Annotated in this window: 22 protein-coding genes; 2 read left to right on the top strand and 20 right to left on the bottom strand. The window is 57.5% G+C overall.

The window, feature by feature from the left end; translation table 11 throughout:
- Position 1: 1 nt before the first annotated feature.
- Positions 2-832 (bottom strand): ABC transporter ATP-binding protein, encoded by an 831-nt coding sequence (locus RAE07_RS01765; protein WP_023021305.1) that lies wholly within the window; start codon positions 830-832, stop codon positions 2-4.
- Positions 833-850: 18 nt separating this feature from the next.
- Positions 851-1963 carry a dual-specificity RNA methyltransferase RlmN gene (gene rlmN / locus RAE07_RS01760; RefSeq protein WP_023021304.1) on the bottom strand — a complete coding sequence of 371 codons (1113 nt, stop codon included), beginning with the start codon at positions 1961-1963 and terminating at the stop codon, positions 851-853.
- 94 nt (positions 1964-2057) lie between these two features.
- Between rlmN and RAE07_RS01755 the strand changes: the two genes are divergently transcribed.
- Positions 2058-2465, top strand: a complete 408-nt coding sequence (locus RAE07_RS01755) for a LapA family protein (protein ID WP_200288924.1) — start codon at positions 2058-2060, stop codon at positions 2463-2465.
- 87 nt (positions 2466-2552) lie between these two features.
- On the opposite strand, the gene RAE07_RS01750 is transcribed toward RAE07_RS01755, so the two are convergent.
- The 5 genes from RAE07_RS01750 to rpsB form a co-directional block, all read right to left on the bottom strand.
- Positions 2553-3431 (bottom strand): phosphatidate cytidylyltransferase, encoded by an 879-nt coding sequence (locus tag RAE07_RS01750; protein ID WP_200288923.1) that lies wholly within the window; start codon positions 3429-3431, stop codon positions 2553-2555.
- Between the two features lie 151 nt (positions 3432-3582).
- A complete protein-coding gene (frr, locus tag RAE07_RS01745; protein ID WP_023021301.1) occupies positions 3583-4140 on the bottom strand; it encodes a ribosome recycling factor in 558 nt (185 codons plus the stop codon).
- 71 nt (positions 4141-4211) lie between these two features.
- Positions 4212-4898, bottom strand: coding sequence for a UMP kinase (gene pyrH / locus RAE07_RS01740; protein WP_023027755.1), 687 nt, complete (start codon positions 4896-4898; stop codon positions 4212-4214).
- 268 nt (positions 4899-5166) lie between these two features.
- Positions 5167-5979: a translation elongation factor Ts gene (gene tsf / locus RAE07_RS01735; protein ID WP_023021300.1), complete on the bottom strand. Its 813-nt coding sequence runs from the start codon at positions 5977-5979 to the stop codon at positions 5167-5169.
- A 300-nt stretch (positions 5980-6279) separates the two neighbouring features.
- Positions 6280-7113, bottom strand: coding sequence for a 30S ribosomal protein S2 (gene rpsB, locus RAE07_RS01730; RefSeq protein ID WP_005325233.1), 834 nt, complete (start codon positions 7111-7113; stop codon positions 6280-6282).
- Positions 7114-7506: 393 nt separating this feature from the next.
- Between rpsB and RAE07_RS01725 the strand changes: the two genes are divergently transcribed.
- Complete coding sequence (locus tag RAE07_RS01725; RefSeq protein WP_259824673.1) at positions 7507-8013, top strand: M23 family metallopeptidase; 507 nt, start codon at positions 7507-7509, stop codon at positions 8011-8013.
- On the opposite strand, the gene RAE07_RS01720 is transcribed toward RAE07_RS01725, so the two are convergent.
- From RAE07_RS01720 to rimM, 13 genes are all read right to left on the bottom strand, one after another.
- The gene (locus RAE07_RS01720; protein WP_248098796.1) at positions 8010-8927 is read right to left on the bottom strand and encodes a tyrosine recombinase XerC; all 918 of its coding nucleotides are present in this window, start codon (positions 8925-8927) and stop codon (positions 8010-8012) included. The two genes, RAE07_RS01725 and RAE07_RS01720, sit on opposite strands and share 4 nt — an antisense overlap.
- 35 nt (positions 8928-8962) lie before the next feature.
- The gene (gene dprA / locus RAE07_RS01715; protein WP_317001198.1) at positions 8963-10144 is read right to left on the bottom strand and encodes a DNA-processing protein DprA; all 1182 of its coding nucleotides are present in this window, start codon (positions 10142-10144) and stop codon (positions 8963-8965) included.
- Positions 10141-11703, bottom strand: coding sequence for a YifB family Mg chelatase-like AAA ATPase (locus tag RAE07_RS01710; RefSeq protein ID WP_317001196.1), 1563 nt, complete (start codon positions 11701-11703; stop codon positions 10141-10143). Before RAE07_RS01710 ends, dprA begins: the two co-directional genes overlap by 4 nt.
- The gene (locus RAE07_RS01705; RefSeq protein ID WP_200288920.1) at positions 11690-12088 is read right to left on the bottom strand and encodes a YraN family protein; all 399 of its coding nucleotides are present in this window, start codon (positions 12086-12088) and stop codon (positions 11690-11692) included. The genes RAE07_RS01710 and RAE07_RS01705 overlap by 14 nt, the downstream gene beginning before the upstream one ends.
- A 172-nt stretch (positions 12089-12260) precedes the next feature.
- On the bottom strand, positions 12261-12566 hold the full coding sequence (locus RAE07_RS01700) for a DUF2469 domain-containing protein (protein ID WP_005325239.1): 306 nt from the start codon (positions 12564-12566) through the stop codon (positions 12261-12263).
- A 62-nt stretch (positions 12567-12628) separates the two neighbouring features.
- Complete coding sequence (locus tag RAE07_RS01695) at positions 12629-13270, bottom strand: ribonuclease HII (RefSeq protein WP_317001194.1); 642 nt, start codon at positions 13268-13270, stop codon at positions 12629-12631.
- Complete coding sequence (lepB, locus tag RAE07_RS01690; protein ID WP_200288918.1) at positions 13257-13994, bottom strand: signal peptidase I; 738 nt, start codon at positions 13992-13994, stop codon at positions 13257-13259. The genes RAE07_RS01695 and lepB (RAE07_RS01690) overlap by 14 nt, the downstream gene beginning before the upstream one ends.
- Positions 13972-14775: a signal peptidase I gene (lepB, locus tag RAE07_RS01685; protein ID WP_023021292.1), complete on the bottom strand. Its 804-nt coding sequence runs from the start codon at positions 14773-14775 to the stop codon at positions 13972-13974. The genes lepB (RAE07_RS01690) and lepB (RAE07_RS01685) overlap by 23 nt, the downstream gene beginning before the upstream one ends.
- Before the next feature lie 185 nt (positions 14776-14960).
- Complete coding sequence (rplS, locus tag RAE07_RS01680; RefSeq protein ID WP_005325245.1) at positions 14961-15305, bottom strand: 50S ribosomal protein L19; 345 nt, start codon at positions 15303-15305, stop codon at positions 14961-14963.
- A 363-nt stretch (positions 15306-15668) separates the two neighbouring features.
- Positions 15669-18002, bottom strand: a complete 2334-nt coding sequence (locus RAE07_RS01675) for a Tex family protein (RefSeq protein ID WP_317001191.1) — start codon at positions 18000-18002, stop codon at positions 15669-15671.
- A gap of 144 nt (positions 18003-18146) precedes the next feature.
- Entirely contained in the window at positions 18147-18776 is a 630-nt protein-coding gene (locus tag RAE07_RS01670; RefSeq protein WP_023021289.1) for a hypothetical protein, read from the bottom strand.
- A 495-nt stretch (positions 18777-19271) separates the two neighbouring features.
- Positions 19272-20144 (bottom strand): tRNA (guanosine(37)-N1)-methyltransferase TrmD, encoded by an 873-nt coding sequence (gene trmD / locus RAE07_RS01665; protein WP_239207563.1) that lies wholly within the window; start codon positions 20142-20144, stop codon positions 19272-19274.
- A complete protein-coding gene (gene rimM, locus RAE07_RS01660; RefSeq protein ID WP_034655408.1) occupies positions 20141-20638 on the bottom strand; it encodes a ribosome maturation factor RimM in 498 nt (165 codons plus the stop codon). The genes trmD and rimM overlap by 4 nt, the downstream gene beginning before the upstream one ends.
- Positions 20639-20690: the final 52 nt, after the last annotated feature.

Raw genomic sequence — 20690 nt, 5'->3', positions numbered from 1 at the left:
TCTACAACTCCCCTTCCCCGCGCTGCGTTGTGCTGCCTTCGCTGCGCAACCACTCGAAAGAGTCCGCATCAAATTCACTTCCGCCGGCGAAGTGAATGAAGGCATCCGTCAGGCTGCCGCCTTGGCGCACATCTTCCACGTGGCCGGCGGAGAGCACCTGGCCACCGGCGATGATGGCTACGTGATCGCATAAGCCTTCCACTAATTGCATAACATGTGAAGACAGGATTACTGTGCCTCCGCGGGCGACATAGGCGCGCAGGATCTCTTGAATAAGCTGCCCCGAAACGGGATCCACTGCCTCTAGGGGCTCATCTAGTATCACGACCTCTGGGTTATGCAGGAGCGCGCCCGCCAGAAGTATCTTTTTAGTCATGCCGGCGGAGTAGTCCGCGATGGGTTTATCGGCGGCGTCGGCAAGCTGCAAGGCATCCAAAAGCTGTGCGCTGCGGTGCTCGACTTCGGCTTGATTCATGCGGCGCAATGCGCCGAGATAGAACAAGTACTCTGGGCCCGATAAACGGTCGAAGACCGGAGCGCCGTCGACAAGCAGGCCCATGGCCGCCTTGGCTGGCAGTGGCTCCTGCCAGGTATTGTGCCCGGCGATAAAGGCCTCGCCGCTATTTGGGCGCAGGAGGCCACACGCCATGGTCAACATGGTGGTTTTGCCCGCGCCATTGGGGCCAACGATGCCATAAATAGAGCCCCGCGGGATGTCGAGGCTCAAATTCGACACCACGGGGCGTCCAGCGAAAATTTTGTTCAGACCGCGCACGGCAAAGGCCTGCGTGGTCGGATCATCTGCAAGTGGCGGATAATTCGGAACAATCATGTCCGCCAATCTTATCAGTTAGGCTGACTTATCTTCCCGCTCATCCGCTGCAAGCTGACCACAAGCCGCCGCAATCTCATCGCCCTTTGTATCGCGCACCGTGCAGGGAACGCCTTGGGCTTGCACGCGACGCACGAACTCGTCCTGGCGGTCTTGCGGGGCCGCATCCCACTCTGAGCCCGGCGTGGGGTTCAGCGGAATAACATTAACGTGGACCTTGGAGCCCAACTTCTGGTGCAGCTTGCGCCCCAGCATATCGGCGCGGAAATCCTGGTCATTCTTATCGCGAATCAGGGCGTACTCAATGGACACGCGGCGGGCGGACTTATCCGCATAGTAGCGCGCGGCATCCAGCACCTCATCAACAGACCACCGGTTGTTGACCGGCACTAGACCGTCACGCAGCTCATCGTCCGGAGTGTGCAAGGAAACGGCCAGAGTGCAGGCCAAGTCTTCGTCCGCAAGCTTGCGAATTGCCGGAGCCAAGCCCACGGTGGAGACGGTCACGTTGCGCTGGGAAAGGCCAAAACCCGTACCATCCTGGCCAGTAATCTGACGTACGGCCTGGACCACGCGCTTATAGTTGGCCAGCGGCTCACCCATGCCCATAAAGACAACGTTGGACAAACGCCCACCTTCTGCAGCCATGGCGGACGCAGCGTGGCGGAATTGCTCGACAATCTCGCCCGTGGACAAGTTACGATCAAGGCCGCCCTGGCCAGTAGCGCAGAACGGGCAGGCCATGCCGCACCCTGCCTGGGAAGAAATACACAAAGTAGCGCGACCTGGGTAGCGCATCAGCACTGATTCCAGTAGCGTGCCGTCGTGCAACCGCCACAGGGACTTAGTGGTCTCGCCGTCGTCCGTGGAGGTGGTCCGGATGGGTTTCATCAGCTCAGGGAAGAAGGCTTCCTTGACTGCTTCGCGCTTGCCGGCGGGGATATCGGTCATATCCTCGACGTTGTCGGTGTAGTGCTCGTAATAGTGCTTAGCCAGCTGCTTCGCACGGAATTTAGGTAGGCCAATTTCTGCGAGCTTGTCAATGCGCTCGTCTTCGGTCAGGTCCGCAAAATGCTTAGGAGGCAATCCGCGGCGCGGGGCGGAAAAGTTAAGTTTCACTGGTTGAGCCATAATATTGCCCATCTTTCCACGGTCTGCGTGGGATTTTCCAATTGGAGGCCGTGCCAAGTGGCATAATCGACAGGATTAAAGAAATAATGGATACATGACAAATCCAAATTATCCTGCAGATGATTTTTCTTCTTCCGACGCAGACCTCTCCTCGGCGGAGCTGAACGCTTCTGAACCGGAGACTAGTTCTGACCTAGAACCAGCCGTTTCTGACTCTACTTCTCACTCCACCCAGCCCTCTGGCAAGGCGAAGGGATCTTTCGCGGCCAGCACGTGGATGGCGCTTATCGTAGGATTCCTGCTGCTGATTGTCCTCATTGTGTTCATCATGCAAAACCAGCACGAGGTTCCCATGAACTTCCTGGGCTGGTCTGGCGAGTTCCCCGCCGGAATTGCTTTCCTCATTTTTGCTATCGGCGGCGCACTCATCATGGCGCTAGTCGGTGGCTGGCGCATGTTTGAGTTGCGTCGCCAGCTACGCAAGCAAGCGCAGCAGGTATAAATCTATATAAAAGCCGCCTCTCCCCTGTTCTGCCGTCTTTTTCGGGCAGTTTATACGGGAGAGGCGGCTTTTGTTTGTCTGATGTTCCTATGGTGTAAACGTAGACAGGAAGCTAATCGCTACCCAGGTGACCATGGCAGAAGGTAGCATGCCATCCAAACGGTCCATGAGGCCGCCGTGGCCGGGCAATAATGCCGACATGTCTTTAATACCCAGCTCGCGCTTAAATTGGGATTCCACCAAGTCTCCCAAGGTGGCACAGATAACTAGACCGAGCCCCATCAGGCCACCCACCCAGGCATCGTGATGGAGCAGAAATTTCACCGTGAGCGCACCGGTCACCACGCCGAAGATGATGGACCCACAAAACCCCTCCCACGATTTTTTAGGGCTCACCGCAGGTGCCATGGGGTGCGAACCAAACATCACGCCCGCAACATATCCGCCGGTATCGGAAGCCACAACGCACAGCATAAAGACGACGATGGAGGCAGCCCCACTGGAAAATGGAGTCGACACTAGCGACAACATAGCTGCGAAGGTGGCAAAAAGGGGAATCCACGTCAGCACAAAAATACCGACGGACATATCACGCAGGTAGTTGATAGGCGGACGATGACGGCCATTATGGAAAAGGCGGCCAAACATAAGTGCCAGCACCGCAGTGACATAGACCGCTACCAGGCCTGGCGCACCCAGGGGCCATGAGATCCACACCATGGCTTGGCCCAGAATAATAAGCAGCGTACGCGGAACATAGTAGGAATGCTCCCGCAGGCGGCTGAGGACCTCCCACATCGCAACGCCTACTGCAAGCGCTACGACCGCATACCAAGCCAGCGGACCAGCCCACACGGCAAGCACCACAAGAACGCCGAGCCCCACGCCAACACCGATAGCGGCCGGCAAGTCGCGGCCTGCACCATTCTTTGGCTGTGGCAATCGGCGGTTTATGGCGTCACTCACCGTGACCGGCTCCTTTCGCTGTCTTGTGTGATTCCCCGGCTAACATGCTCAGTTCCGCCGGCTCTGCCCCGTTTGTGGGAGCGGCGGGCCTTGGAACAGAAAAAGCGCCGCCGGCCGAGGAGACAGGCACGGCGGCAACAAAGCGGAGGTCCTAGACCTCCATCAGCTCGTTTTCCTTATTCTCTACCAAGCTGTCTACCTGCTCGATGTAGCCGGAGGTAATCTTTTCCATTTCCTTTTCTGCTGCGATGACTTCGTCCTCGCCGGCATCGCCGTCCTTTTGCAGCTTCTTCAACTGCTCCATGGCCTTGCGGCGAATATTACGGATAGCGATCTTGCCATCCTCACCCTTGCTCTTAGCCAGCTTCACCATTTCTTTACGGCGTTCCTCCGTCAACTGCGGGACAGTCACGCGCAGAACCTGACCATCGTTGGTGGGATTGACGCCCAAATCCGAGTTGCGGATGGAATTTTCAATCTCATGGATCATGGACTGCTCATAAGGCTTGATGAGCAGCATGCGCGGCTCTGGTACGGATATGGTAGCCATTTGGGTAATCGGGGTGGGAACACCGTAGTATTCGGCTACCAAGCCGTTGAACATGGCGGGGTTCGCGCGGCCGGTACGAATGGTCACCAGCTGCTCGCGGGTGTGCTCGACGGAAGCGGTCATGTGCTCTTCTGCTTCGAGCTGAATCTCATCGATCATGAGGCTAAATCATCCTTAAACGAATAGAGGTGGCTGTATAAAAAGGTAGCAGGTTCGCAGCCGCTACAGTATTAGGACTGCACCAGCGTGCCGATAACTTCACCGCCAGCTGCGCGGGCAATATTGCCCTCCTCCAGCAGGTTAAAGACCAAAATCGGCATATCATTGTCCATGCACAGGCTAAAGGCCGTTGCATCTGCCACCTTTAGGCCCTTTTCAATGACCTCACGCGGGGTAATTTCGGAGTACAACTCTGCATCCGGATTGGTGCGCGGGTCATCCGAGTAGACGCCGTCGACTGCCTTAGCCAGGAACAGAACCTCGGCGCCAATTTCCAAGGCGCGCTGCGCGGCGGTGGTATCCGTGGAGAAGTACGGCATACCCATGCCAGCGCCGAAGATAACTACGCGACCCTTTTCCAAATGGCGGTCCGCACGCAGCGGCAGGTACGGCTCAGCAATCTGCGCCATGTTGATGGAGGTCTGTACGCGGCAATCAACACCTTGCTGCTTGAGGAAATCCTGCAGTGCGAGGGAATTCATTACCGTGCCGAGCATGCCCATGTAATCCGAGCGTGCCCGGTCCATACCGCGCTGGGATAGCTCCGCGCCGCGGAAGAAGTTTCCGCCGCCAATCACCACTGCAATCTCGATTCCTTGGCGGGAGACCTCGGCGATTTGGCGGGCAACGTTTTCAACCACATCCGGATCGATACCGACCTTACCGCCGCCGAACATCTCACCGCCCAGCTTCAGCATTACTCGCTTATATCCGGTTCGCTTAATATCTGCAGCAGTCACGCCTACTTCGTCTCCTTAACGCGGGGCAGTTTCAATCTCCGCCCCATCTTACCCATATATCTTTCGCATCCTCACACCACCTGCCGATGCAGCCCGGTGGGTTTAAGCTAGGCACCAAAAAGGCACCTAGAGAAAAGAGAACCTCGCGCCGGTCACCCCATTAGCGCACAACAAAGCCCACAAAGGACGGTCCTTTGTGGGCTAGGTTTTAAAAGCGAGAGCGTGCTTAAGCGCCAACCTCGTAGCGAACGAAGCCAGTGATGGTGGTGCCAGCCTCTTCCGCAACCTGCTTTACGGTCTTCTTGTTATCAGACAAGGAAGCCTGCTCCAGCAGAACGATGGACTTGAAGAAGCCGTTCAGGCGGCCTTCCACGATCTTCGGCAGGGCTGCCTCCGGCTTGCCCTCCTCACGAGTAGTGGCCTCAGCGATCTCGCGCTCCTTTTCGACGATCTCTGCAGGAACGTCTTCGCGGGTGAGGTACTCAGCGTTCATTGCAGCAATCTGCAGGGCGGCAGCGTGAGCGCCTTCCTCGTTGCCCTCGTAGGAAACCAGAACGCCCACTGCCGGCGGCAGATCAGCGGAACGCTGGTGCAGGTAAACAGCAATGTTGTCACCCTCTACGGTAACTGCACGGCGTGCCTGCAGCTTCTCACCGGTCTTAGCGGACTCCTCGTCCACTACCTCGGAAACCTTCTTGCCGTCGATCTCAATGTTGTTGAGTTCGTCTGCGGAGTTTGCCTTGGCCTCAGCGGCAGCGTCAGCAATCTTGGCTGCGAAGGTCTTGAAAGCCTCGTTCTTAGCAACGAAGTCGGTCTCACAGTTGATCTCGACCATAGTGTTGCCAGAAACAGCAATCAGGCCTTCGGTTGCCTCGCGGTCAGCGCGCTTGGAGACGTTCTTAGCGCCCTTGATGCGCAGGTACTCAACGGCCTTATCGTAGTCGCCGTTGGACTCTTCCAGAGCCTTCTTGCAATCGAGCATGCCGGAGCCGGTAGCTTCGCGCAGTGCCTTGACGTCTGCAGCAGTGTAGTTCGCCATAGTTGGGGCGATCCTCCTTGAAAATCAAACAGTGTTCGTTCAAACAGCGTAGTCGACGCGGTGAAATCGCGCCGCTTTAGGGTGGCAGAAACCACCCCTTTTCTCACCTATGCATGAAGGTGGAGCTGGCTTCAGCAGCACCCAGCATAGATAAAACCAACCCCCGCCGCCGTTTGAGCACGGTGGCGGGGGTTGGTAAACAGCCTTGGGCAGGTATTACTCCCTTGCTGCCCCACACCAAAAGTGCGTGGGGTATTCAGTTAAACGCAGGTAAGGAAGGTTCCTACCAAGAAAGTACGATTACTTCTCGGCCTTGTCTGCGGATGCTTCCTCAGACTTTTCTGCGGAAGCCGGATCGGAAGCTGCGGCAGCCGCCTCAGCGTCACGCTTTTCCTTTTCAGCAGAGTCGCCGGCAGCTTCCTTGGCTGCAGCCAGCTGACGCTCCTCACGAGCCTTCTTGCCTTCCTCTACAGCGGAGGCAACGATGCCGGAGAGCAGCTTGGTGGAACGGATGGCGTCGTCGTTGCCCGGAATCGGGAAGTCAACGTCGTCCGGGTCGCAGTTGGTGTCCAAGATGGCAACAACTGGGATGTTCAGCTTGTGAGCTTCCTTGACCGCGATGTGCTCCTTGTTGGTATCAACAATCCACAGAGCGGACGGGGTCTTAGCCATATCGGAGATGCCGCCCAGAACGCGCTCGAGCTTGGCGCGCTCACGGTTGAGCATGAGAACTTCCTTCTTGGTGCGGCCCTTGTAGCCGTCCTCACGCTCGTCCATTGCCTGAAGCTCCTTCATGCGCTTCAGACGCTTGGACACGGTCTGGAAGTTGGTGAGCATGCCGCCCAACCAGCGGTGGTTTACGTAAGGCATACCGACGCGGGTTGCTTCCTCAGCAACTGCTTCCTGAGCCTGCTTCTTGGTACCAACGAACAGGATGGTGCCGCCGTGTGCAACGGTTTCCTTGACGAACTCATAAGCCTCGTCAATGTAGGTCAGCGTCTGCTGCAGGTCGATGATGTAGATGCCGTTACGGTCAGTGAAGATGAAACGACGCATCTTCGGATTCCAGCGACGGGTCTGGTGGCCAAAGTGCACACCAGCGTCGAGGAGCTCGCGCATGGTTACAACTGCCATGATTCGCTCGCTTTCTTTTATCTTGTCTTTCGGTTTTCCAATTGTGCGGTGTTTTATTCCGCACCCTAGCAACGAAGGCCCCGCTGACACCTTGTTTCCAAGGACCACGTCAGCCACCAGGCTGTCTCTTCCTTCCAGCAGGAAGCGACAACTTCGCCGCGCGTAGTCAATGCCTCCACACGGTGGACACACTGCTGCCTCAAAGAATAATCCCTCTACGCTGGTTTTTCCAAACCGAATACAACATATTCACACTAGGGTCGAAGCTGCTAAGCATCATGCGCCACATTCACCCCAATTGGACCATCCGCTACTCGTAATCCACAGCCCCACAGGCAAGGGCTTTCTGACAGCTCACCTCTGGTTAATGCTTTTCCCATGAGCCATTTTTCTGTGTCTTTTTCAAAGCTCGCTTTCCGACGCCCCACCTTCACCACCACTGCCTTCCTCGTCGTTTCTTCCCTCCTACTACTGTGCTGCCCACCGGCCACGTCCTACGTTGATCCTGCCTCGGGTAAGCCAAACCCGGCGCGGGTTTTGCGCGGGTTTGAAGCTCCCGAGCAAAAGTGGAGTCCCGGCCACCGCGGTGTAGACATGGCCCTTGCCGTGGGTTCTCCGGTGGTAGCCGCTGAAGATGGCGTTGTCGCGTTTGTCGGCACGGTGGCAGGAAAGCCGGTTGTTTCCATCACCCATGCGGACGGGGTAAGGACGACTTATCAGCCCGTACACGGCGCCGTAAAACAAGGCCAAGAGGTTCGCGAAGGACAAGTCATTGGCCGCTTGGGCAATCCCGTCGATGGCTATCCCGGCCTGCACTGGGGCGCCCTCATTGCAAAAGATACCTATATCGATCCTTTAACCTTGCTGGATATGCCAGTGATACGCCTCAAACCGCTTTAAGCTCGAGGATGCGCCTGGTTATATACGCGTTGCAATCTTTGCGCAGATACGTGGGTATAGATCTGCGTGGTATTAAGCGAGGAATGCCCCAATAGTTCTTGCACAACGCGCAAATCTGCCCCGCCTTCTAGGAGGTGGGTGGCAGCCGAGTGCCGCACTCCGTGCGGGGTAAGCCCTTGTGCACCGCTAACTTTGGCGGCCCTATCCACAATGCGCCGCACCTGGCGCTGGTCAATGCGACCTCCCCTGCTGCCTACGAATACGGCTTTAGTTCCTTCCTCAGCGAGTTGTCCACGGCCCTTTTCTATCCACTGCCGCAAGGCGTCGTCCGCCGCATGACCAAAAGGCACCACGCGCTGCTTATCTCCCTTACCGGTTACGTGCAAGGTGCCGCGATGAAAATCAATATCGCTCAGGTCTAGGCGCACCAGCTCGGCCACGCGCATCCCGGAGGCATACAGCAACTCCAAGATGGCACTATCGCGCAGGAAGTGAGCTTCGTCTGCAGAAACCGCATTGCCCATGAGCTCACCGGCCTGCTCGGGGGATAGAACCGTCGGTAGGTGGCGGCCTACCTTGGGCGTGACTAGCCGTGCGGCTACATCTCGCTCGAGGTGCCCTTCGCGCACTGCCCAAGTGGAAAATCCTTTGACCGCTGCGGTGCGCCGCGCCAAGGTGGAGCGCGACTTTCCTTCCGCTACGGCCTCTGCCAGCCATTGGCGCAGGTTGTTGAGGTTAAATTCCGCAAAGGTAGGAACGCTGCGAGCAAGGTCGCGCAGATCTGAGCGATACCCACGTACCGTTGCCTCCGCACGGCCTTTCACGTGCAGTTGGAAATCCGCGAAGTCTTCGATAACCTCAGCCATCTGCTCCTGAATATCCGGCGCCTTCGCGGAAACTCCATCTTCACTCATGTCACAGCAGTGTACTCGCCTTTCACTGGGGCTATCTATTCCGTTTCCCGGCGCGCCCAGGTATTGCCGTGGCGGACAACGACACACATCTTCTCTAACGCCAATAAAAGGTGAACTGTCAACGGCAGACGAAATCCCGCTTCGCGGGCAATGTCCTCTGCCGTAGCTTTTTCTTGGCCTGGCGGCGGTGTTGCATCAAAGACTCGCAACTCATTGCGGGAGAGACGTTGTGTCATTGTTGCCGCAAAATTGATTTCATATTGTGCACCTGGATCTACTTCCCCGGCGCGGCTGACTAAGGCGCGAATTTCATCGGCGCTGGTGACCAACTGTGCACGGCCTTCCTGAATGCGCTGGTGACAGCCCAACGAGCCGCTAGTGGTTATCGGCCCCGGTACAGCCATGGCCACGCGTCCTAGCGCTTCTGCCCAGTTGAGAGTATTAAGTGCGCCGGATCGAAAAGCCGCCTCCATAACTACGGTGCCTTGACTGAGTGCTGCAACTAAACGATTGCGCGTTAGGAACCGGTGTCGCTTCGGTGCGGTTTCCGGTGCGAATTCAGAAATAACGCACCCGTTATCCGCGATCTTGGCAAATAGATTGGCATTGCGAGCCGGATAGTCCCTATCGATGCCGCACGCCGCTATAGCTACCGTGTGCCCGTTGTTGTGCAAAGCAGTTTCATGCGCCACGGTATCAACGCCTAGGGCGCCGCCAGATATAGGAGTCCATTCGTGTTGAACCAATCCGGACACTACGTTTTGGGTTGCCTGCCAGCCATAGCGAGAAATGGCGCGAGTGCCAACAATCGCTACAGCCTGAGCAACCTCCTGCTTCACAGGGGCGCCACGCACCCAGAGGCTGTGCGGCGGCAGTGCTTGGTCATCAAAGGTAGCTGGGGCTTCCCCGCTGTTTTGATAAAAGCCGAATGCGGAATCAAACTCCTCCGTTGGCCATTCTGGGCTTTCTGCCGTGATGAGCCGAGCCCCAACGCGTTCGGCTGCTGCCATATCCTCCGCTTGACGCAGCCAATCATAACGGGAGGCCGTGCGCGCAAGCAGCGGTCCTATCCAATCGGCACGATGGTAAATTCCATGGGCGATTTCCTCAGCCGGATACTGCGTAAGCAGGGCCTGCAAAGCAGCGGAAGGGTCTTCTACCACGCGGTTGAGGTATACCCAGGTGGCATAAGGGGTGGAGAGATCTAATTCGCTCATGCCGCGAGCCTTCCCACGTTGATGGAGCCACGCAGGTCGAGTGCGCGTCCCACCTCATCCAAGTCCGGCTGCATCTTCCCTGCTAAATCAGCTAAGGTCCACGAAAGCCTGAGCACACGGTCCACCCCGCGCTGGGAAATTTCGCCTTCCGCCAGGTAGGCGGACAACATGACCATTGCAGCATCCGCAGCCGGCCGCTTTCGGCGCAAGTAGGACGAAGGAACCTCGCCATTGGTCCGCGCGGAAATGCCATCCGCCCACCACCGCGCAGCGGCACGCTCGCGGGCAGCGGCAACTCGCTCGGCAATGACTGCGGAGTCTTCTTCGCCCTCCGCGTTAATCGTCGCCGCCTGCCCACTTAAGGTGACCACCATATCTAGACGGTCCCGGAGCGGACCGGAGAGGTTGGACAGATAGTTCATGCGCTCGTGGGGGTTACACCTGCACTGCGAAGGATCTTCTGCCGAGCACCTACACGGGTTTGCTGCCATGACCAGTTGGAAGCGAGCAGGATAGATAACTTCTCGGCGCGAGCGCGCAAGCCGTACTTGCCCTTCTTCCAACGGGGCACGCAGGCCATCGAGTACCGGTGCGGCAACCTCGCTGACCTCGTCGAGGAAGAGCACACCATTGTGAGCCAGGCTTACCGCTCCTGGGCGCGGATGCCCGGATCCGCCACCCAGCAGCGCGGCCCGAGTAACCGAGGCATGCGGGGCGATAAACGGAGCATGCTCAATGACCTCACCTGGCGTTCCGGTAAGCGAATGAATCGCGGTGGTCTCTACCTGCTGATCCGGGGTAAGTGTAGGCAGGATGGTGGGGAGACGGGAGGCAATCATGGACTTTCCCGCCCCGGGAGGGCCAATCATCATAAGGTGGTGCCCACCGGCCGCAGCAACCTCGGCGGCCCATTTTGCATTCGCTTGGCCCGCGATATCGCAAAAATCCGGGCGTGCTGCAGCTGCGGGCGCGGGGTCGGGCGATCCAGGAAAACTCGCCGCCTGCGGTAACCCACGGTTTCCACACGCCCAGCTAAAAGCCTCTTTCAAAGATGCTGCGACGAGTACGTCCAAATCCGGCACCAAGGTTGCCTCGGCTGCGTTACCCGGCGGCACGATAAGAGTTGATATTCCCTGCTCCCTTGCGGCTAGGAGGGCCGGAATAATACCTGCGACGGGCCGAACGGATCCGTCGAGGCCGAGCTCTCCCAAAACCAAGGTGCGCTGCAGCCGCCTCGCGGGCGAAGGCGAGTTGCCAAAGCGCGGAAAGTCGACTTCTGCCTGTGCAGCCAAGATCGCGAGCGCTATGGGTAAGTCAAAGTGGGAACCGGATTTGGGAAGCGACGCTGGAGACATCGAGACGACCACTTTGGTCTTGGGCCAAGGAAGGTGGGAGTTAAAGGCTGCAGTCTTGATCCTATCCCGCGATTCAGAGATCGCGGTATCCGTCTGACCCACAACATGTATCCCTGGCAAGCCGTGGCCAACGTTCGCTTCTACATCGACTAACTGTGCTAGAACTCCGTTGAGGGACATCGTCAAGCAATTACCTAGAGCCATCTTCAACCCCTTTGAAGTGTTCTAGCGCAAATCCCTGCCCGCGCTCCAACAACGTTATAACGTCGAATCGCACCGAAGACAGTGGCTTTCCATCGAGCCACTGCGCTGCAGCCTTGCGAAGGCGCGCTAGCTTCTGCGGGGTTACGGCTTCTGCCACCCCGAAGCTGGCAGTGGCACGCGTTTTAACCTCAACAAAGACGATGGTTCCGTCCGCCTCGCGCGCGATGAGGTCAATTTCTCCTACCCTATAAGAGACATTAGCGGCAATAATTTCGGCCCCGCGTTCACGGAGGTAGCGCGCGGCGAAGGCCTCTCCCCTTTTCCCTAAGACTTGCTTATGGCGAGGCTTCTTCGTGGCTAGGTGGTGTTCTGAACTAAATTGCATTGCAGTTTATCCTTGTGCGTCGTGAAATTCATCGGCCTGCACAGAACACCGCAGCTAGCATGGGGTGCACAAGGTGTACAAAACGGAAAGTGCCCCGGCTGTGGATAACTAGGGTTCGAGGCACTGTTATCCACAGGCAGGGCACAACGCTTGTAGTGCCGAGTTGACAAAATTACTCCGGCATCATGAATTCCGGCTTATCCAGCTCTTCGATATTGACGTCCTTGTAGGTAATGACGCGAACATAGCGCACAAAGCGGGCGGAGCGGTACATATCCCATACCCAAGCATCGGACATGCGCACCTCGTAGTACACATCAGGTCCAGAGGTATGCGGAATGAGCTCTACCGCATTAGCCAGGTAAAAGCGCCGCTCAGTTTCAACGACATAGGAAAACTGACTGACAACGTCTCGGTACTCGCGGTAGAGGGACAGCTCTACCTCAGCCTCGTAGTTATCGAGTTCCTCTGCACTCACGGTGGACCTCCAGGTTGTGGGTTAGCTCGCTTAAGCTTAGCGCGCAGGAGGCTAGATTCTAGCTAGGCACGCGCGGCGAACTCCGCATGAGCGCGGCGGACATTGTCATAGCTCATCCGGTGTTCCGGGCACGCTCCCAGCGCCGAAATTGCAGCCTCGTGTGCCTTAGTCCCATAGCCTTTGTGCTTGGCCAATTCATAGCCGGGATAGCGCGCATCAAGGTCGCGCATCAGGTGGTCGCGACTCACTTTTGCCAAGACACTTGCCGCGGCGATACACCGCGCGGCTGCATCGCCGCCGATGATGGGCAGCTGGGGTTGGGTAAGGCCGGGGATAAAGAGGGCGTCGCTAAGCACATAGCCCGGGCGGACATCCAGGCGTGCTACCGCCCTGCGCATCCCGGAAATATTAGCGTGCTGGATGCCGCGCTTATCGATGTACCCCGCGCTAATGTGCACCACAGACCAGTCCACAGCCTTGTCCTTAATGAGTGGAAAGAGCCGCTCGCGCTGCCGGGGAGTCAGTTTTTTGGAATCGCTAAGCTCCGCCAGCTCCTTGATCGGGCGATTAGGCATAATGCAGGCCGCGATGGTGATTGGCCCGCAACACGCGCCGCGCCCGGCCTCATCCACTCCAGCCACCGGCCCGAGCCCAGCCTTGCTCAACGCCAGCTCATAGGTGCGTCGTTGCTTAAGCCGCCGCATGCGAAATCTCTGGGTGTTCCACCCCACCCCACCGCGACAGAGGCAAGATGACAGCCTCAACTCGGCCGCGAATATTGTCCACTGGCACGGTGCCTTGTAGGTTATCGCCCAAGTGCGCACGCGAATCGAGGGAGTTGGTGCGATTATCTCCCATTACCCAGAGATGCCCCTCCGGGACGGTGACGGGGCCGAAGTACTCGCCGCCACACTCCTGGGAGCCAACACCGGGGTCTACGGGAATCTCCGGTGGATCAAGCACGAATGATTGATCAATCGGCTGACCATCCACCATCACCGAAGGATCACCAGCCTCACAGCTCACCGTTTGTCCGCCGGTAGCAATTACCCGCTTGACGAGGATATTTTCCCCGTTGGGCAAAAGCCCAACTGCCGCCAAAGCATTCTGCGCACCTCGCACAATAATATTGCGCGAGCGTGTGACCTGAAACTCGTTATTCCACGACTCCGGCCCTTCGAAGACAACCACCTCCCCAGGTTGTGGGTCTGTGAAGTAATAGCTGACCTTCTGCACTGCGATGCGATCGTTTTCGCAGCCGGGACAACCATGCAGGGTAGGTTCCATCGACGCAGAAGGAATGACATACATCCGTCCCACCAATGCTTGTAAGAGCACCAGCAGGACAAAACCTGCCACCACGGGGAAGAAAAAATCCCGGGTGCGCAGGCGTTGGGAAGAAGGTTTATTCCTGGATGTCCGGGTCATCGATGCCACCGATGCGGGTAAACGGCCAGAAGACGAACTTCACCTTGCCGCGGACATTTTCCACCGGTACTGTGCCGTGGAATTTATCGGTCATGTGATAGCGAGAATCTGCCGAGGCCGTGCGATTATCACCCATGACCCAGATATTGCCCTCCGGTACTTCCACGGGACCAAAGTACGGGCCTCCACAAGCTTCCGAGCCTGTCGACTTATCTACCGGGTACGTTGGCGGGTCTTGCACGTAGTCTTGCTCGATGGGCTTGCCATCAACCATGACTGCAGGATCGCCCTCCTGGCAAGACACTGTCTGCCCACCGGTAGCAATCACGCGCTTAACCAGGGTATTTTCATCGGGCGGCGCCAAGGATACAAAGCTCAATGCATCCTGCACCCCGTGGATTACCGGGTTGGACGAGCGCGGCGAGACATAGCTGGAATTCCAGTCCTCGGTGCCTTTGAAGACGACAACATCGCCTGGTTCTGGCTCTCCATCGCCGTAATAGGAGATCTTTTCCGTAAAGATACGGTCATTCGTACAGCCCTCGCAGCCATGCAGTGTCGGCTCCATCGAGCCGGAAGGGATCACATACTGCCGTCCGATAAAGTTCTGGAAAAGGCCCACGATAACAAGGACCGTTGCCACGACCAGAAGGGTTTCCAGCAGCCACGGCATGTCTTTTTTCTTGGTTGCCCCTTCGCCTTGCGGGGAAGCGTTCCCCTCTACGGGGTTGGCCCCCTCACCTTCAGGCGACTGTTCCTGCGAGATGCTGTCTTTATTCACGCGCTAAATCCTAGCAACCCCACGTCCCGGTTCCCGCCTTATCCCCCTCGCGGCTGGAGAATTCACAGGCAACTATCCGGTTAAAGCCTGCCGGCTGACACCAGGAAATAGCTGGCAATAGGCACAAAAATCCCCCTTGCACCCACAAGGGTGCAAGGGGGATGGTGGCGCGCAGCGCACTAATACTAGCGACGCTCCTTGATGCGAGCCTTCTTACCGCGCAGATCGCGCAGGTAGTACAGCTTCGCACGGCGAACGCGGCCGCGGCGGGAGACCTTGATGGACTCCAGGTTCGGGGAGTGAACCGGGAAGGTACGCTCAACGCCGATACCGAAGGAGACCTTACGGACGGTGAAGGTCTCACGGATGCCGGAACCCTGACGACGGATGCAGATGCCCTTGAACAGCTGTGCACGCTCGTTGTTACCCTCGATAACCTTTACGTTAACGTCGAGGGTATCGCCTGGGCGAAAGGACGGGATATCGTCGCGCAGCTGTGCTGCATCGACCTTGTCAATAATGTTGGACATGCCAATATTCCTTTTCAGTTTGGGACAGAGGACCCTAGCGGCGCTAAGCCTAACCGGTTCGTGCCCGTTACATAGAACGGCCACCTATTTTTCCATATGTACCTGCAGGAACCAAATTTCCTTCCCGGCACTTCTTTCTCTCCCCCGCCCAAGCTACGCCGCCGCAGCTTAGGAGGGAAACTGCTAAGCGGCCGCCCCCACCACCGCTAGGTGAAGTTTGCGCAGGTGATTGGATGGGTTCCACCTCGCCCGCATCATGGTTCCGACAACATCGTGGCAAAATCCTCCCTCCGGACTGCAAAAGCTCCCACCGTACGCAACGATGGGAGCTAAAGCAGCAGGCAAAACACTAGACCACGGCGGTTAGAAGCCTGCCTTCTTCAGGGCATCGGCCATGGCGCCACCACCGCCGGAGCCACCTCGACCGCCAGTGCGGCCGCGCGAGCCACCCCGGGAACCGCGCCCGGATTTGTGTCCGGAGCGCTTCCCTTCTCCCCTAGCGGCAGAGTTTGCGGCATGTTGCGCATCGCCACGGCGCTTGGGAGCCTGCTGCCCCGGTTCATCATCGAGGCGCAAAGACAAGCCGATGCGCTGCCGCTCGACGTCGACCTCCATGACTTTTACCTTGACCACTTGGCCAGAGCGCACGACCTCGTGCGGATCAGAGACGAACTTGTGGCTCATGGCAGAAACATGGACGAGGCCGTCCTGATGTACTCCAACGTCCACAAAAGCGCCAAAGGCCGCCACGTTGGTAACTGTGCCCTCAAGGATCATTCCCGGGGTGAGATCGGAGACCTTATGTACCCCCTCTTTGAAGGTTGCGGTCTTAAATTCCGGACGCGGGTCGCGGCCGGGTTTATCCAGCTCAGCGATGATATCGGTCACCGTAGGGATACCAAAGGTCTCATCTGCAAAATCTGTTGGCACAAGCTTGGAAAGTACGCGCGTATTGCCAATAAGCTCGGAAATGCCCAGACCGGTCTTTTCCGCAATGCGGGAGACCACCGGATAAGCCTCAGGGTGCACGGCGGAGGCATCCAACGGATCGGTGCCGCCATTGATGCGAAGAAAGCCGGCTGACTGCTCAAACGCCTTAGGTCCGAGACGCGGCACCTTCTTCAGTTCCTTGCGGGAAGCAAAGGACCCGTTTTCATTGCGATAGGCCACAATATTGGCAGCGATGGTGGAATTAACTCCAGCCACCCGCTCCAGCAGCGGGACGGAAGCAGTGTTGAGATCTACGCCCACGCCGTTCACGGCACTTTCCACCACACCATCAAGGGTGCGAGCGAGCGCGGTCTGGTTAACATCGTGCTGATACTGCCCCACCCCAATAGCCTTCGGATCGATCTTTACCAGCTCCGCCAGAGGATCCTGCAAACGACGAGCGATGGAGACTGCACCACGCAGCGAGACATCCATATCGGGGAATTCCGCCGCCGCCAGCTGCGAGGCAGAATACACCGAAGCGCCGGACTCTGAGACTACGACGGGCGTGGGACGCTGGCGTCCGGCCTGCTTGATGAGGTCCGCAATCTCCTGGGCGAGCTTCTCGGTCTCACGGGAGGCAGTACCATTTCCGATGGCCAAAAGGTCCACCGAATGCTTGGCGCACAAGGTAGACAAGGTCTGTAACGCCTGGCTCCACTGATTCTGCGGCTGGTGCGGGTAGACAATAGTGGTATCGAGCACTTTGCCGGTTTTGTCTACAACCGCACACTTGACGCCATTGCGGTATCCCGGATCCAGGCCAATGGTGGCACGCTGACCTGCCGGCGCAGCAAGTAGCACATCCCGCAAATTGGTGGCAAAAATCTTGAGCGCACCTTCCTCTGCCACTTCTTTCAGGCGCATACGTACATCCAGGCTGGAGGAAATATAAAGCTTGGTGCGCCAGCCCCAATGGACGGCGTCAGCAAGCCACTTGGAGGAGCGATCCAGTTCAAAGCGGGAGGCAATAACGTCCTCATAGTCCGCGTCATCGCCAGCATCAAGCTGCAATTGCAATACGCCTTCATTCTCGCCCCGCAGGAGCGCCAAAATGCGGTGCGAGGGCAATGTGTGGAAAGACTCGTTGAAGGAGAAATAATCCTTAAACTTCGCCCCTTCTGCTTCCTTGCCTTCAATGACGTGCGCGCCCATAACACCCTTAGTAAACATGCGCTCTCGCACCTCACCCACCAGGTCAGCGTCCAGTGCGAAGCGATCCACCAGGATGGCGCGGGCGCCGTCGAGGGCTTTCTTTGTATCTTCAAAGCCCTCGCAAAGGAAGGCCTGCGCTAGATCTTCTGGGGTGGCGTGAGGATCCGCGATGAGCTTATCGGTCAGCTCTTCTAGGCCGGCCTCGCGGGCAATATCCGCCTTAGTTTTACGGCGCTTCTTATACGGCAGGTACAGGTCCTCCAGGCGCGTCTTGGTTTCGCAGGCAAGGATTTGTTTCTTCAGGGCGCCGCTAAGCTTGCCCTGCTCCTCAATCGCCGCAAGGATGGTCTCCTTACGCTCCTGCAATTCCTTCAGGTAATTCGCACGCTCCTCAATAGTGCGCAGCTGGGAGTCATCCAGCCCGCTGGTGGCCTCCTTGCGGTAGCGGGCAATAAAAGGCACGGTATTGCCCTCCGCAAGGAGCTGCAACGCGGTGGAAATCTGTGTTTCCTTCACGTTGAGCTCGGCGGCGATGGTTGCCGCAATATTCACGTGGTCTCCTCACTCTTTTCTCGAGGTTTGGGATTAGACCCACCCAATTTACCGCACGGCCCTTACACCGCCTTCGCATGCCGACGCCCCCTCAACGCAAAAACCTCCTTTCCAGCAAGGAAAGGAGGAAGGTGCGGCGCGGGCCTAGTGGATAACCACGCGGGCGTTATCGCCGCCGGTGCAAGTAACCCGGGCGGAGCTGCCGGAGCAGTACATGGTGTAGGTACGACCGGTGCTCGGCGAATAGACACTCAAGGTGACGTTGGTGCCGCCACCCGCAACCCAGTTATTCATAAAAGCGGTGTAGACGTTGCGAGCAAAAGGACTGGAAGTCGGGCCAGTCGCATAATAGTTAGGGTAATCACCCCAGGAATGTCCATTGCTGGAGCCAGCGGAACCAGCCTGTGCCGGTGCTGGTGCCGGGGCTTCCTTGGTCTCGGTCACCGTGACCGGGCTGGAGTCCTCATCCTCTGCAGAATCCTTGGAGGAACCGGACTTCTTGCCGGACCCCGACCCAGTTCCGGATCCGCTATTCGCATCCGCCTGCTGGAATTGGCTATCCCCTGCAGCGCTATCCGTAGAATCGCTCTGGTTATTGGTCACGAACATAATGACCATGGCAGCCACCGCGATTACCGCCACAATGGCTGCGATAATCGCAGCGATCGTGGCACCGCTGACGCCGCCATTGTTCTGCTGGGGATAATACTGTTGGTTGTACTGGGGCGGCTGCTGGTTAAATCCACCGTAATTATTGCCATTGGGAGCCGTCATGGTTTAGGGACCACCTTGGGAATAGAAAATTGGAGGGAATGTCCCCCTAACTATAACCCCAGACGGCCTAAGCGCTGCAGATTTAGCGTGAAAATGCGGCAATTAATTTCCTCGTCGGCGCCTATTACGCAGCTTCCGCTCGCCATACCGCTGGGGTACCAAGCCCCATCTCTGTAAAACCGATTTCCGCGCTCCCCAACCACAGCGCTTCCGGGGGCAAACATTCCGCCACAGTGGGGGCCACGGTGGCTAAGGGGTGTGCGGTCTCACCGTTAACTATAAGCCGCCACACCGGAATTCCCTGCGGTCGCTGACCAAACCTGAAACGGTATTCCTGCGCTAACGGGCTGCTCTCCGGGCATGATTCCGCTACCTGAATGACGAAAATGCTAGCTGGATGAAAGCCCTGAGCACGTAGCCTGTCAGGCAGTCCTGCGAGGCAATCCTCATTCTCTCGAGTTCCTAGAAGCACGGAAAGATCAGCACTAACCTCCATTAGCCTTCACCCTTAGCCTTAGCTTCCTGCTCCAACTGCGCAATGAAAGCCCTATCATCCTTGTCTAGCTCTGCTACTTCCAGCAGCTCGGGACGGCGCTGCCAGGTGCGCAATAATGCTTGTTCGCGCCGCCACTTATCCACCAAGGCGTGGTTTCCCGAGGTCAAAACGTCCGGTACGGCCAGACCCCGCCACTCTCGCGGCTTGGTATAGCTCGGGCCCTCCAAGAGACCATCAGAAAAGGAATCCTCTTCATGGGAGCGCTTATTGCCCAGCACGCCTGGAATGAGTCGCACGACGGCCTCTGCAATTACCAACGTCGCTACTTCCCCACCGATCAACACATAATCACCGATGGATACCTCGCGGACGCGGTAGCGACGCGCGGCATCATCCACCACGCGCTGATCGATTCCCTCATAACGCCCGCAAGCAAAGACGATATGCTCCTCAGTCGACCACGCACGCGCATCCGCTTGACTAAACGGCTGTCCCGTTGGGGTAGGCACAATGAGCAGTGGGAGGTCACTATCCTCCTCGGGCTGGGCGTCAACCGCATAGGCGTGCGCCTCTACTCCTTCAAGCTCATCGTGGCGGGGACGGTTCAAGTGCGGAAGGGCCGATTCTAGGTTCGGTGCACTTTCCTGAGCAGCAACACTATCGAGTGCCGGCCCCCATACTTCCGGCTTCATAACCATGCCAGGGCCACCGCCGACCGGCGAATCATCGACAGACTTATGCGCATCAGTCGCCCACTGCCGCAGATCATGTACGCCTACTTCAAGGCGACCTTGTTCAATGGCTTTTCCTAAAAGTGCATGCCGCAACGGCTCCAAGTACTCCGGAAAGATGGTGACAACATCAAGCCTCATAGGTCCAGCAATCCTTCCGGCGGGTCAATGGTGCACGTCCCTGCTGCAAGGTCCACGTCAGGAACAATGGCATGCACGAAAGGAATGAGTGCTTCCTTGCCAGTGTCGAGATTTACCTCTAGCAAATCTTGGCTTCCACCGTGGATGACCGACGTAACCTCACCAATGTTCTTGCCCGCCAGAAGTACGCGTAGTCCTTCCAGCTCATGGTCATAAAAACCGCCATCATCGTTATCGAGCGGCGCGGCGAAAAACTTCGTGCCGCGCAGGCTATCCGCCACATTGCGGTCTTTTACTTCTTCGAAGGTAACGAGCAGCCTTCCCTTGTGAGTGCGGACTGCCTTGATAGTTAGCGTGTGCTCTTTTTTGCCCTGCGTGCCATGGAGCGCTTCCCCCACCGCAAAGCGCACCTCCGGTTCGTCAGTAGTGGCCTCGATTACTACTTCACCCTTCACGCCGTGCGATTTAATCACGCGACCAATCATCAATTCCATAGCGGAAATTCTACAGCACGAGCCTTTTCCCTTGTCAGTGATGGGTTTTCAG

This window comes from Corynebacterium nasorum, assembly GCF_032821635.1.
In the GTDB taxonomy this organism is placed as follows: domain Bacteria; phylum Actinomycetota; class Actinomycetes; order Mycobacteriales; family Mycobacteriaceae; genus Corynebacterium; species Corynebacterium kefirresidentii.
The sequence above is the reverse complement of the archived record's forward strand: the minus strand, read 5'-3'. Positions and strand labels throughout refer to the sequence as shown.

Coding starts and splice junctions, on each gene's coding strand:
- pyrH (WP_023027755.1), bottom strand. CDS start 4,898: ATGCTGAAGCTGGGCGGTGAGATGTTCGGCGGCGGTAAGGTCGGTATC.
- RAE07_RS01670 (WP_023021289.1), bottom strand. CDS start 18,776: ATGACGGCTCCCAATGGCAATAATTACGGTGGATTTAACCAGCAGCCG.
- rimM (WP_034655408.1), bottom strand. CDS start 20,638: ATGGAATTGATGATTGGTCGCGTGATTAAATCGCACGGCGTGAAGGGT.
- rpsB (WP_005325233.1), bottom strand. CDS start 7,113: ATGGCAGTTGTAACCATGCGCGAGCTCCTCGACGCTGGTGTGCACTTT.
- RAE07_RS01755 (WP_200288924.1), top strand. CDS start 2,058: ATGACAAATCCAAATTATCCTGCAGATGATTTTTCTTCTTCCGACGCA.
- tsf (WP_023021300.1), bottom strand. CDS start 5,979: ATGGCGAACTACACTGCTGCAGACGTCAAGGCACTGCGCGAAGCTACC.
- trmD (WP_239207563.1), bottom strand. CDS start 20,144: ATGAGGCTTGATGTTGTCACCATCTTTCCGGAGTACTTGGAGCCGTTG.
- rlmN (WP_023021304.1), bottom strand. CDS start 1,963: ATGGCTCAACCAGTGAAACTTAACTTTTCCGCCCCGCGCCGCGGATTG.
- rplS (WP_005325245.1), bottom strand. CDS start 15,305: ATGTCCAACATTATTGACAAGGTCGATGCAGCACAGCTGCGCGACGAT.
- dprA (WP_317001198.1), bottom strand. CDS start 10,144: ATGAGCGAATTAGATCTCTCCACCCCTTATGCCACCTGGGTATACCTC.
- RAE07_RS01720 (WP_248098796.1), bottom strand. CDS start 8,927: ATGAGTGAAGATGGAGTTTCCGCGAAGGCGCCGGATATTCAGGAGCAG.
- frr (WP_023021301.1), bottom strand. CDS start 4,140: ATGATCGATGAGATTCAGCTCGAAGCAGAAGAGCACATGACCGCTTCC.
- RAE07_RS01765 (WP_023021305.1), bottom strand. CDS start 832: ATGATTGTTCCGAATTATCCGCCACTTGCAGATGATCCGACCACGCAG.
- RAE07_RS01705 (WP_200288920.1), bottom strand. CDS start 12,088: ATGCAATTTAGTTCAGAACACCACCTAGCCACGAAGAAGCCTCGCCAT.
- lepB (WP_200288918.1), bottom strand. CDS start 13,994: ATGACCCGGACATCCAGGAATAAACCTTCTTCCCAACGCCTGCGCACC.
- RAE07_RS01710 (WP_317001196.1), bottom strand. CDS start 11,703: ATGGCTCTAGGTAATTGCTTGACGATGTCCCTCAACGGAGTTCTAGCA.
- RAE07_RS01695 (WP_317001194.1), bottom strand. CDS start 13,270: ATGCGGCGGCTTAAGCAACGACGCACCTATGAGCTGGCGTTGAGCAAG.